Origin of the sequence: Yaniella halotolerans DSM 15476, from assembly GCF_000420805.1 — a bacterium.
GTDB classification, from domain to species: domain Bacteria; phylum Actinomycetota; class Actinomycetes; order Actinomycetales; family Micrococcaceae; genus Yaniella; species Yaniella halotolerans.
In genome coordinates this window covers 404,557-417,488 of the sequence record NZ_ATVQ01000002.1, presented here as the reverse complement: position 1 = coordinate 417,488, position 12,932 = coordinate 404,557, and the positions used below count along the sequence as shown (strand labels likewise).

9 protein-coding genes are annotated in these 12,932 nt (G+C 55.2%); 8 read left to right on the top strand and 1 reads right to left on the bottom strand.

The genetic code is table 11. The features are described from left to right. The first annotated feature begins 49 nt into the window (after positions 1–49). From G583_RS0109480 to G583_RS0109465, 4 genes are all read left to right on the top strand, one after another. On the top strand, positions 50–646 hold the full coding sequence (locus tag G583_RS0109480) for a ClpP family protease (protein ID WP_040895522.1): 597 nt from the start codon (positions 50–52) through the stop codon (positions 644–646). Positions 647–699: 53 nt separating this feature from the next. Further along, a complete protein-coding gene (locus G583_RS0109475; protein WP_022870944.1) occupies positions 700–1,350 on the top strand; it encodes an ATP-dependent Clp protease proteolytic subunit in 651 nt (216 codons plus the stop codon). A gap of 173 nt (positions 1,351–1,523) precedes the next feature. After that, complete coding sequence (clpX, locus tag G583_RS0109470) at positions 1,524–2,834, top strand: ATP-dependent Clp protease ATP-binding subunit ClpX (RefSeq protein ID WP_022870943.1); 1,311 nt, start codon at positions 1,524–1,526, stop codon at positions 2,832–2,834. A 9-nt stretch (positions 2,835–2,843) separates the two neighbouring features. Further along, complete coding sequence (locus G583_RS0109465; RefSeq protein WP_022870942.1) at positions 2,844–3,452, top strand: mycothiol-dependent nitroreductase Rv2466c family protein; 609 nt, start codon at positions 2,844–2,846, stop codon at positions 3,450–3,452. Between the two features lie 69 nt (positions 3,453–3,521). On the opposite strand, the gene valS is transcribed toward G583_RS0109465, so the two are convergent. Then, entirely contained in the window at positions 3,522–6,179 is a 2,658-nt protein-coding gene (gene valS / locus G583_RS0109460; protein WP_029629458.1) for a valine--tRNA ligase, read from the bottom strand. A 93-nt stretch (positions 6,180–6,272) separates the two neighbouring features. Here valS and G583_RS0109455 point away from each other — a divergent pair, with 93 nt between their 5' ends. The 4 genes from G583_RS0109455 to G583_RS0109440 all read left to right on the top strand — a co-directional run bounded on the left by G583_RS0109455 (position 6,273) and on the right by G583_RS0109440 (position 12,880). Continuing rightward, positions 6,273–7,046 carry an SDR family oxidoreductase gene (locus G583_RS0109455; protein WP_022870940.1) on the top strand — a complete coding sequence of 258 codons (774 nt, stop codon included), beginning with the start codon at positions 6,273–6,275 and terminating at the stop codon, positions 7,044–7,046. A gap of 503 nt (positions 7,047–7,549) precedes the next feature. Continuing rightward, entirely contained in the window at positions 7,550–10,930 is a 3,381-nt protein-coding gene (ileS, locus tag G583_RS0109450) for an isoleucine--tRNA ligase (RefSeq protein WP_022870939.1), read from the top strand. Continuing rightward, positions 10,930–12,408: a bifunctional folylpolyglutamate synthase/dihydrofolate synthase gene (locus tag G583_RS15370; RefSeq protein ID WP_022870938.1), complete on the top strand. Its 1,479-nt coding sequence runs from the start codon at positions 10,930–10,932 to the stop codon at positions 12,406–12,408. The genes ileS and G583_RS15370 overlap by 1 nt, the downstream gene beginning before the upstream one ends. Then, positions 12,395–12,880 carry a DUF4233 domain-containing protein gene (locus G583_RS0109440; RefSeq protein WP_040895346.1) on the top strand — a complete coding sequence of 162 codons (486 nt, stop codon included), beginning with the start codon at positions 12,395–12,397 and terminating at the stop codon, positions 12,878–12,880. The genes G583_RS15370 and G583_RS0109440 overlap by 14 nt, the downstream gene beginning before the upstream one ends. The last annotated feature ends 52 nt before the right edge of the window (positions 12,881–12,932 follow it).

Below are 12,932 nucleotides of genomic sequence, written 5' to 3'. Positions count from 1 at the left end.
CAGTGAAGGAAGGTAGGACGTCGTGACTGAATCGTCCAACGCGCCACGCATGGCATCGGTAGATCCGGCCAACCGTGAAGACTACATCTACAACCGTTTGCTCAAGGAGCGCATTATCTGGCTCGGGTCAGAAGTTCGTGACGACAACGCGAACGCCATTGCATCGCAGATGCTGCTATTGAGCGCCGAAGACCCAGAGGCAGACATCTTCCTCTACATCAACTCACCCGGTGGGTCAGTGACTGCGGGAATGGCTATCTATGACACCATGCAGTTGATTCCAAACGACGTGGTAACCGTAGCAACCGGCCTAGCTGCTTCTATGGGACAGTTCCTCTTGTCGTCCGGAACGCCTGGTAAGCGCTATGCCACCCCGCACGCCCGTATCCTGATGCACCAGCCATCCGGTGGTATTGGTGGTACCGAGTCTGATATTCGTATTCAGGCACAGCTGATCATGCACATGAAGCAGGTCATGTCTGAACTCACCGCAGAACAAACCGGTCAGAGTCTAGAAACCATCCTGGAAGATAACGCCCGCGACAAATGGTTTACCGCTGAAGATGGACTAGAATACGGCTTCTTCGATCACATCGCCTCCGGTACCGCCTCAATGGTCGGTGGCGGCGGAATTGGCAATAAATAATCGCCGGTAGCCCAGTCGCGAATACTTATACGATTTTCCTTCAGGAGACTTTCATGAACCACGAAATGCCACAGGGTACTCCGGCCACTCCGATGCCCTCTAACCGCTACATCCTGCCACAGTTTGAAGAGCGCACTCCATACGGCTTCAAACGTCAGGACCCATACGCGCGCTTGTTCGAAGACCGCATTATCTTCCTGGGTACCCAGGTCGATGACGCGTCCGCTGATGATGTTATGGCTCAGCTACTTGTGCTGGAAGCCATGGACTCGGACCGCGACATTACGCTCTACATCAACTCACCCGGTGGATCATTCACCGCGATGACCGCTATCTATGACACCATGCAGTTCATTCGTCCTGAAATCCAGACGGTAGCACTGGGGCAGGCCGCATCGGCTGCCGCTGTGCTGCTTGCCGCTGGTACACCAGGCAAGCGCTTGGCGCTGCCGAACGCCCGTATTCTGATCCACCAGCCTTCAATGGGCGGCGACCGTGGGACAGCAACTGATCTGCAGATTCACGCAGATGAACTGCTACGTATCCGTACCTGGATGGAAGAGACCCTGGCGAACCACTCCAACCGAACAGCAGAACAAGTTCGCGAAGATATCGATCGCGACAAGTTCCTATCCGCTGCCGGAGCCAAAGAATATGGCTTGGTCGATGAGGTACTCGAATCACGCAAAAAAGATGCTGAATAATGTAAGCCTCTGAGCCTGATGGCGTCCCGCTGCCCTGCGGGGCGCCATCAGTGCATTAAGCCGAATGCACAGGGTGACATCGGCAAATAAACTTATCCACGCCTGGCGCAACCTCCCCGGGAATAGGCGCCCAACCAATTATGCTTGACCAGTAAGGCGCATAAGGAGATGAAATGGCTCGAATCGGAGAATCGGCAGATCTGCTGAAGTGTTCTTTCTGTGGGAAAACACAGAAGCAGGTACGAAAACTCATTGCAGGCCCAGGGGTCTACATTTGTGATGAGTGCATCGAGCTGTGCAACGAAATCATTGAAGAGGAATTGGCGGAAGTCACCGAAAGTGAAGACTTCACCCTTCCTACACCCCAAGAAATCTATGCTCACCTTGACGAATATGTGATTGGTCAGGACCGTTCCAAAGCAGCCTTGTCCGTAGCGGTGTATAACCACTACAAGCGTGTTCACGCGCAAGACAATATCAAAGCTTCTATGCGCGAATCCTTCGGCACCGAAGTCGACTTTAGCCACCTCGAAGATGTTGAAATCGGCAAATCCAACATTATGCTTGTTGGACCTACAGGCTCAGGTAAGACCTATCTGGCACAGACCCTGGCCCGGAAACTTGATGTCCCCTTCATTGTCGCCGATGCAACCTCGCTGACCGAAGCCGGCTACGTTGGCGAAGATGTAGAAAACATCTTGCTGAAGCTGATCCAAGCCGCAGACAACGACGTGGCGAAAGCTGAACAAGGTATTATCTATATCGACGAGATTGACAAAATCTCACGGAAATCTGAGAACCCATCGATTACTCGTGACGTCTCTGGCGAAGGTGTACAGCAATCACTGCTGAAAATTCTTGAAGGCAGTGTTGCCTCAGTGCCCCCACAAGGTGGTCGCAAACACCCTCACCAAGAATTTTTACAGCTCGACACATCCAATATTCTCTTCATCGTGGCAGGGGCCTTTGCCGGACTTGAAGACATCATCGAAGCACGCGCCGGACATAAAGCCATCGGCTTTGGTGCTCCGCTGAAAGTTGCCGGCGTGAATGAGAACCCGTCGTTTGCAGATGTACGCCCGGATGACCTGGTGAAATTCGGGCTGATCCCAGAATTCGTTGGTCGTCTCCCGGTTATCACTGCAGTGGATCACTTGGACGAAGCTTCCTTGATCAAGGTGCTCACCGAGCCCCGCAACGCGCTGATCAAGCAATACCAGAAGATGTTCGCACTCGATGGTGTTCAACTGCACTTTGAAGAAGACGCGCTCAAAGCGATTGTTTCGAAAGCAGAAGAGCGGGGGACCGGTGCTCGTGGCTTGCGGTCTATCATCGAAGATGTACTGCAACCAATCATGTTCGACTTACCATCGCGCGACGACGTCGCTGAAGTAACTATTACCAGTGGCACCGTTGACGGTAAAGGACAGCCCGTCATGGTCCCGCGCGAAGTAGAACGAAAACGTCGCAATAAATCCGCCTAAGGAGATGCATTGTCACAAACTGTAAAATTTTGGTTCGATCCAGCCTGCCCATTCGCCTGGATCACCTCTCGTTGGATCCGTGAAGTAGAAGAGGTCCGCGATATTAAGGTGGACTTCAATGTCATTTCGTTGGGGGTACTCAACGAAGGCAAGGATGACCCCAACAACCCAGAGACCCACAAAAAGTGGCAAGGTGCCCGTGCATCGCTAGCAGTTCGTGAACGTCACGGTGTTGAAAAAGTCTCCGAGTTCTATACTGCAGCCGGTACCCGCATCCACAATCAAGGCTACGGCCTCGACGAGTATGAGGCAGCGCTATCTGAGGCACTCGAAGAAATCGGTGTTGATGACGCAGCAGAAATCATCGAAGAATCCAAAAAGGAAACCTACGATCAAGGTCTTCGGGATTCCACCCAGGCAGCGCTGTCGCTGGTCGGCAATGACGTTGGTACCCCAATTATTGCAATCGGTGACTCCGCGTTCTTCGGTCCGGTCATGACCCGGATCCCACGTGGCGAACAGGCCGGTAAAATCTGGGACGGTTTTGCCGCACTGGTCGAGTACCCATACTTCTATGAGCTCAAGCGTGCACGCAACAGCGATCTGGATTTTAGCTGATCAATAATACGACATAGTTCTGCCCCAATGGTTTTCGAACCACTGGGGCAGAACTGTATCTAGGTGAGACTACTCAGCGTCAGCTAACGTAACCTCAGTCAAACGCAGATCGACTACTTCATCGTCGTCCGTGGTGACCGACTCACCCTGTTCCAGATTGAGCTCACTGACATTGCCTGCAGCACGCAGGTCATCCAAGCCAGCTTTCATCTCATTGATCCTAGGCTCTGTCGCCGTAATCGTGGCTGTAATGACCTCGGTACGTTGTTTGACCTTGGCATCAGACTTCGCTTTACGGATGCGCGAGATTGCCCGTGTAACGGTCGTCAGGACATCTACATCGCCACAGGCAGCTGCTTGAGCAATGCCACCGAGTTCGCTTTCAAGGCCCGGCCAAGCTTGCTCATGCACCGATCCGTTACGCCACCAGGACCATACTTCGTCGGTAGCAAATGGCAGGAACGGAGCCAATAACCGCAGCAATGCGTCCAGTGCCGTAGCCAACGTAGCCACCACAGATGCCTGTTCGGCTTCACCACGGGAACCGTAGGCCCGGTCCTTGATGAGCTCAATGTAGTCATCCGTGAAGTGCCAGAAGAAGGTTTCGACGAGGTTCAAGGTTCGAGCGTAATCATATTTCTCAAACGAACGAGTCGCTGGCACGATTGCCTCGTGCAATTGCGCCAACAATGACTGATCAAGCGGATGGCTAATGACCTTAGCGTCAGCCGCACTCGTTACAATCTTGTCCTCCGTGGCACCAAGATTCAGCGCAAACTTCGAAGCGTTCAGAAGTTTGATGGCTAGACGACGACCAATCTTCATTTGGTTGACTTCATAGGCTGTATCAGCACCTAGGCGTGCAGAAGCTGCCCAATAACGCACAGCATCCGAACCGAACTGATCCAAGATGTCCGACGGCACCACAACGTTGCCCTTGGACTTGGACATTTTTTGGCGCTGCGGATCAAGAACCCAACCCGACAGGGCGGTGTTCTTCCACGGGACGGTGCTTTGCAATTGATCAGCGCGCACCACTGTGGAGAACAACCAGGTCCGGATGATGTCGTGTCCCTGTGGTCGAAGGTCGAACGGGAACACATTAGCGAAGTAGTCGTCGTCCTTGGACCACTGGCCAATGATCTGCGGGGTCAACGACGACGTCGCCCAGGTGTCCAGGACATCTGGATCCCCGGTAAAGCCGCCTGGGACATCACGTTGGTCGGCACTGAAGCCCTCCGGCACATCATCGACGGGATCTACCGGCAGCTGCGCGTCGGACGGAATAATTGGGGTGTCATAGTCGGTGTTGCCCTGGTCATCAAGGCGGTACCACAATGGAATAGCCACACCGAAAACGCGCTGACGCGAAACCAGCCAGTCGCCGGTGAGATTCTCAACCCAGTTGGTATAGCGTGACTGCATAAAGCTTGGATGCCACTGCAGTTCGTTGCCACGTTCCGTGAGTTTCTGCCGTAGCTCCGCATCACGACCGCCGTTACGCAGGTACCACTGACGGGAAGTCACGATCTCAAGAGGCTTATCGCCCTTTTCGAAGAAGTTCACCGCGTGGGTGATCTTTTCAGGTTTACCATCGAGTAAGTCGGCCTCTTCCAGCATCTCGATGACAGCTTTTTGTGCGGAGAAGACCGTTTTGCCAGCGACAGCTGCATAGTTGGTCGCACCGCGTTCGGAAGTGATCCATTCGGGCGTCTCGCGAGCAAAACGTCCGTCACGACCAATGAGCGTGCGCGTCGGTAATTGCAGTTCGCGCCACCAGGTGATGTCGTTCTGGTCACCGAAGGTACACACCATCGCGATACCGGCACCCTTATCTGGTTGTGCCAGCTCGTGCGGGTAGACCTCGACTTCAACGTCGAAAAGTGGCGAGGTTACGGTCTTGCCGAAGAGATGCTTATAACGGTCATCCTCCGGGTGTGCGACCAAACCTGAACATGCGGGCAGCAGTTCTGGACGCGTGGTTTCGATGAAGATTTCTGCACCGTCATCGGTATAGAACGCATACCGGTAGTACGCTCCCGGCACTTCTTTATCTTCAAGTTCGGCTTGTGCGACAGCCGTCTGGAAACTGACATCCCACATCGTCGGGGCTTCAGCGTTGTAGGCGTGGCCGTCAGCCAGGTTCTGCAAGAAGGCGCGCTGAGAAACTTCACGAGAATGCTCATCAATGGTCCGGTAGGAAAGATCCCAATCCACCGATAGGCCCAACTGAGTGAACAGTTGTTCATAGATAACTTCATCGTCTCGGGACTGCGCCAAGCACAGCTCGATGAAATTCTGTCGCGAAACCACATCCCAATCCCGGCGATTTTTGGCGGGCTTTTCTGGTGGCTGATAGTTCGGATCGTAGGGCACGCTGGTGTCGGTGCGCACTCCGAAGAAGTTCTGCACGCGACGTTCGGTCGGCAGCCCGTTATCATCCCAGCCCATGGGGTAAAAAACGTTCTTGCCGCACATCCGCATAAACCGTGCAATGACATCGGTTTGCGTATAAGAAAAGACGTGGCCCACGTGCAGTGAGCCAGATGCCGTGGGTGGGGGAGTGTCGATCGAAAACACTTCGTCGCGAGTAGTGTGTGCGTCGAATGCGTACACTCGGTTTTCAGCCCACCGGGCGTTGAATTTATCTTCGAGTCCTTCGAGTCCAACTCGGTCAGGAACATTTACCGTTTTGGGCGTGTCTGTGCCCGTCTCATTTTCAGCCATGGCCACCATTGTTTCACATTCGTAGGTCACTTCTGGCCTCTGACAACACCTTAGAGATCGATATTTAGAAGGCGGTGTTTTAGTGTTGACGTCATGAGTGATTCACAGCGTTCTGCCCTTGTTACCGGTGCGACCTCGGGGATTGGTCGTGCGACCGCCAAAAAGCTGGTGTCTGACGGATGGATGGTCTTTGCTGCCGGACGACGCCAAGAGCACTTAGAGTCGCTGGCCGCAGAGAGCGGACAGCTTGCTGGCAAGCTGGTACCGGTCGCCACGGATGTAACCGACGAGGCTTCGATCCACACGTTATTCACGACTATCGAGGCGGCAGGAGGCATCGACACCGTTCTAAATATTGCCGGTGGTGCACTCGGCACAGAGCCGATAGCCGAAGCCAAACTTGAGGATTGGCAATGGATGATCGAAACCAACGTCTTGGGATCATTACGAATTATCCGGAAGTTCCTCCCGATGCTCCGAGCGCACGGAGAGGGCACCATTTTGAACCTGACGTCCACAGCTGGCGTCGTCACATACGAGGGCGGTGCTGGATATAACGCTGCAAAATACGGTCAGCACGCACTGACAGGAGCTCTCCGTCTAGAAGAGGCCGAGCACAACATCCGTGTGGTCGAAGTGCTACCGGGGTTAGTGAAAACAGAAGAGTTTGCCTACAACCGGATGCGCGGCGACGAGTCCAAAGCCGCAGATGTATACGCCGGTGTTTCAAAACCCTTGACCGCCGATGACGTCGCTGATGTGTGTGCCTATGCGGTGAATCTGCCGCATCACATTAACCTCGATGAAATTGTGATGCGCCCAGTGAAGCAAGCCGCACAGCATAAACTCATCCGTGACACGGAATAAAAGATCACTACAAAATAGTACTGACGCGCGCCTCGCGCAGTCTGCCTTGGGCCACGTTGTCCAGGTGAACTGCTAGGTCACCACATACTCCATATCTACGCCAAGAGAACTCGTCTGTTGTGCGGGTACATCATGGAGTTGAACCAGGATCAACAGGTCACTATCTTCCAAATCATCAGCAAGCTGATCTGCCCATAAGGAAAAAACGCTATACGGTCTGGTGGGTCGAGTCCGTCTGGAAACAAGTAGCTTTTCACACAGCGGTCCTGTACGCCACCCGGTGTAGTACTGACCAAAGATTGTTGTAGGATAGTTGCGATTGCGTAATGATCCGGCCATCACCGGGGAGTGCTTCGGAAGAACGGCGCCAGCCTAGTAGAACCGAACGGGTCAGCCCGATACAGCTGCAATAAGCGATCTTGGAGCCCAAGATAAGCAGGGTGGTACCGCGCCAAAGGCGTCCTTGCAGACCGAATGACGAAGTCGATGCAAGGAAGGTAACTGTGTACCCTCTGGCGAGTTCCCAACAAGGGTGGGTCGAATCTGGCGCTACCCCATCTACACCCAATCTGCCTACGATCGAAGAATCGATTCTCAAATACTGGGATGAAGATGGCACCTTCAAAGCATCGATTGAGAACCGTCCGGCAGAGGTGGGCGGCGAGAACAACGAATTCGTGTTCTATGATGGCCCACCGTTTGCCAACGGCCTGCCACACTACGGCCACTTGCTGACCAGTTACGTCAAAGACCTTGTGGCACGCTATCAAACCCAGCAGGGTCGCCGTGTCGAGCGCCGCTTCGGCTGGGACACCCACGGTTTGCCTGCCGAGCTAGAAGCCATGAAACAGCTGGGCATGACGGACAAAGCTGAAATTGAAGAAATGGGCATCGATAAATTCAACGATGCCTGCCGCGCCTCGGTATTGGAATACACCAAGGAGTGGGAACAATACATTAACCGCATGGCGCGCTGGGCCGATTTCGAAAATGACTATAAGACCCTGAACCCCTCCTTCATGGAATCGGTCATCTGGGCGTTCAAAACCTTGCACGAACGCGACCTAACCTACCGTGGTTTCCGGGTTTTGCCCTACTGCTGGAATGACGAAACCCCGCTGTCGAATCACGAACTGCGCATGGACGACGACGTCTACAAGATGCGTCAGGACCCATCGGTCACCGTACAATTTACGATCACGGGATTGCCCGAGGATCCAGCCCTGATTCCTGCCGATGGAGCTACCAAGGACATCGCCGAAGCACTCAAAGGCGTTGGTGTTCTGGCATGGACCACCACGCCGTGGACACTTCCAACGAACTTCTCCGTCGCTGCAGGTCCAGAGATCGAATACGCGGTTGTACCGGTTGTTAAAGCCGAAGTGGATACCTTCAGCGCACAGCAGGTCCTATTGGCTACCGACCGGGTTGGCGCCCATGCCAAAGTACTCGGGTATGAGGACGCCGAGGCTGCAGTTGCCGCAATTACCGCGACATACACCGGTGCCCAGCTGGCAGGTCTCGTATATGAGCCACTGTTTACCTACTTCGTCGATGCTGAAACGTATGGCACCCAGAACGCGTTCCGCATCCTGGCCGATGACTATGTCTCAACCGAAGATGGAACCGGCCTCGTCCACCAGGCACCTGCCTATGGTGAAGAAGACCAGCGAGTCAACGACGCCCACGGTATCCCCGTGGTGTTGTCCGTGGACGAAGGCGCGAAATTCCTCCCGCTGTTCGGTGATGAGACCGTCGGTGGCGGAGCGCTCAAGGACATCGCCGGCGTCCAAGTGTTTGATGCCAACCGCACCATCATCCGAGCACTGCGTGCCCAGGGATCACTGTTGACCGAACAGTCCTATGAGCACTCCTACCCGCACTGCTGGCGTTGCCGTACACCCCTGATCTACCGCGCCATTACCTCCTGGTACGTCAAAGTCTCTGAATTCAAAGACGACATGCTGCGCCACAACGAAGAGATCAACTGGATCCCGGGCAATGTGAAGCATGGGCAGTTCGGGAAATGGTTAGAAAATGCCCGCGACTGGTCGATCTCCCGAAACCGCTACTGGGGTTCGCCCATTCCAGTGTGGGAATCCGATGACCCGAACTACCCACGCCTTGAGGTCTACGGATCGCTTGACGAAATTCAAGAAGCCTTCGGTCAATTGCCACGCAATGCCGACGGCGAAGTTGACCTGCACCGTCCCTGGATCGATGAGCTGGTCAGACCCAACCCGGATGACCCAACCGGCAAATCCATGATGCGCCGTGTGGAAGATGTTCTGGACGTCTGGTTCGACTCGGGTTCAATGCCGTATGCCCAGGTGCATTACCCAATGCAGAACAAAGAGTGGTTCGATACCCACAACCCCGCTGATTTCATCGTGGAATACATCGGCCAAACTCGCGGCTGGTTCTACACAATGCACGTGCTAGGTACCGCACTGTTTAACCGTCCAGCATTCAAGAACGTGATTTCTCACGGCATCGTGCTGGGCTCAGACGGCAACAAGATGTCCAAGTCGTTGCAGAACTACCCCGATGTCAATGAGGTGCTAGACCGCGACGGCTCCGATGCCATGCGCTGGTTCCTCATGGCATCACCTATTCTTCGCGGCGGCAATTTGATCGTCACCGAAGAAGGCATTCGCGAAGCCGCCCGCCAGGCCATCCTGCCGGCCTGGAACGTGTGGCACTTTTTTAGCCTCTATGCCAACTCCGCGACCGACGGTGGCAACCGTCCGGGTGGTTACCAAGCGCAATTGCGTTATGAATCCACCGACCCATTGGACCAGTACATTCTGGCCGCCACCGGCACGATGCTGCGCGATGTCAAAGCCGCACTGGATGACTACAACGTCTCCGGCGCCGCCGACACGATCCGTACCTATATGGACACCATGACCAACTGGTACATTCGACGCTCACGTCAGCGCTTCTTCGCCGAAGACACCCAGGCATTGGACACCCTCTACACAGTGCTGGAAGCCTTCTCCCGTGCAGCCGCCCCACTGATGCCCCTGGTCGCCGAAGAAATCTGGCGCGGTCTGACCGGTGGCCGCTCAGTACATCTCACCGACTACCCGGATGCGGATCTCTTCCCATCCGGTGACGAAGCCATAACCCTGCAAGACACTATGGAACTGGTACGAACGATTGCCTCCTCGGCGTCCTCATTGCGCAAGGGAGCCAACCGTCGCGTCCGTCTCCCGCTGGCAGAACTGACCGTGGTCGTCCCGAACGTAGAACGCTTCACCCAGGCATTCACCGACATCCTCTCCGATGAGCTGAACGTGAAAAACATCAAGCTTGTCGATGTCGCGAATACCTCGGCAGAAGATTTCGGTATTTCCCAGCAACTCACAGTCAACGCCCGGGCAGCAGGACCACGTTTGGGCAAGGCCGTACAAACCGTGATCAAGGCGTCTAAAACCAACGACTGGTCGGTTGCCGACGACGGTACGGTGGTTGCCGGTGGTATTGCGCTGGAATCTGCAGAGTACACCCTGTCAACCGTGGTTGAAGACGATCCTGACAACCCAGAATCGGCCGTTGCCGTCATCCCGGCAGGCTTCGTGCTGCTGAACACTGCAGTCGATGAGACACTAGCTGCCGAAGGCGCGGCTCGTGACGTGATCCGTGCTGTGCAATCGGCACGCCGTGATGCTGCCCTCGACGTGTCCGACCGGATCCATACTTCTATTACCGGTTCTGAAGTCGTGATCGAAGCGATCCGTCCCCACGAGACACTGATCAGTAATGAAACACTCTCACTGCAGGTGACGTTTGAAGCAACAGATACGCCAGATCCTCGCGAATCGTTCGCCGATGACGCCACAAAAGCCGTAGAAGTTACCGTCAAGAAAGCGGACGCCTAATGTTTGAAACCGCAGAACAGGTCTATGAACACCTGTTATCGCGGGCTCCGGAAAACAAGATGGAGCCCCGCATGCAACCCATGCGTGACATCATGTCCCTGCTGGGCGACCCCCAGGCCAGCGCCCCCGTCATCCATTTGACCGGCACAAACGGTAAAACGACGACGGCCCGAATCATCGAGCAAGTACTGATCGCACACGGCCTGCGGACCGGCCGCTATACGTCACCGCATCTGTCCAAGGTCACCGAACGGATTACGTTGGATGGCCAACCGGTAGCCGACGACACATTCGTGCGGATCTGGAACGAGATTGCACCGTTGATCGACATCATCGATGCACAACTCGACGAGGCTGGCGAGCAAAAGCTCACCTATTTTGAAACCGTAACCGCCCTGGGCTTTGCCATTTTTGCCGATGCTCCCGTGGATGTCATGGTGCTGGAGGTTGGCCTGGGCGGCATCACCGATGCTACGAATGTCGCCGATGCTCAGGTATCAGTGGTCACCCCCATTTCGGTCGACCACGCCGATCTCCTGGGGGACACCCCCGGGGCCATCGCGGTGGAAAAATCTGGGATCATCAAAGACGACGGGTATCTCATCTCTGCCGCCCAAGACCCGGAAGCCGCACAGGTGCTGCTCGAAGCTGCTCGCACCAAACGGGCGAACTTCAAATTCGAGAACGTGGAATTTGGTGTGACGGAGCGTTCCGTAGCGGTTGGTGGACAGCAGGTCTCCATTCAGGGGATCTCAGCCGACTACAACGAGTTATTCCTCCCGTTGCACGGGGCACACCAGGTGCAAAACCTGGCGGTCGCCATCGCCACGCTGGAGGCATTCTTGGGTGCCGGTGAACAGGCATTGAACCAGCAAGTACTCCAGGACGGGCTGGCACAAGTCACCAGTCCAGGACGACTGGAACTGTTGAAATCGAACCCGTCGCTGGTCATCGACGCCGCACATAACCCCCATGGTGTTGACGTCACAGCAGCAACCATGCTAGAAACCTTTAATTTCTCGGCGCTAGGCCTCGTCGTCGGCATTCTCGATGATAAAGATGCCCTGGGTATTCTCACCACACTCTTCGATCACTTTGGTGACGAGACCGAGCACTTGGCCATCACGCAGTCCAACTCACCGCGAGCCATCAGCGCAGAAGATCTCACCGAGATCGCACTGGATGCCGGTTGGGATGAAGACCAGATTTTCACCACCGAATCTCCGATTGACGCCATCGCCTGGGCCGTCCGCGGTGTACGCGACATCGACGCAAGAGTCCAAGACGCCGGAAAAACCCTCACCGCAGGCACCGGGGGAGCGGGCGTACTCGTGACCGGTTCCATCACCTTGGTGGGCCAGGTGCGTGAACTGTTAGGTGCCGAAACGGAAGGCACTGACGCCGGTGTCGACGTTGCGGAGCACGACGATTTCAGCGAGTTCTTCGATGAAGACAATCAGGAGGATGACGGTGTCTGACGAATCACAGGGCCAAGAATCATGGCGTCCGCAGCGCGAAACAAAATCGCAGCGCGAATGGCAGCCCGGACAACAGAAGAAAGAACGCTCCATCCTGGTGCTGTTTACCTCCACTGTGCTCTATGGTGAAGCATTCGTCATCGCCTTCTTTGGGCTGATGTTATACGGACTACACCAGAACAACGGCGGCCTCTGGATGCTGGTGGGCTGTCTGGTCCTCGCCATCATTGCCGGGGGTACGGCACGACTGGTGACGAAACCCCTGGGCATAGCCATCGGATGGATCATCCAGCTACTGCTGATCGTGTCAGGGTTCTTAGAACCCTGGGGCTTCGTGGTCGGAGTGCTCTTCGCCGGCGCCTGGTGGTACGCAGTCGTCAAAGGACGCCAGATCGATCGCGAGAAGCGTCAGCGTGAGCAAGAACAACTGGCCTGGGAACGAGAACATGGCTCGGAATCAGAAGAGCTTTAGGTATGATCAAGTATGATAGCGCGTACCGCACTAGCCAACGCATCTGATGAAT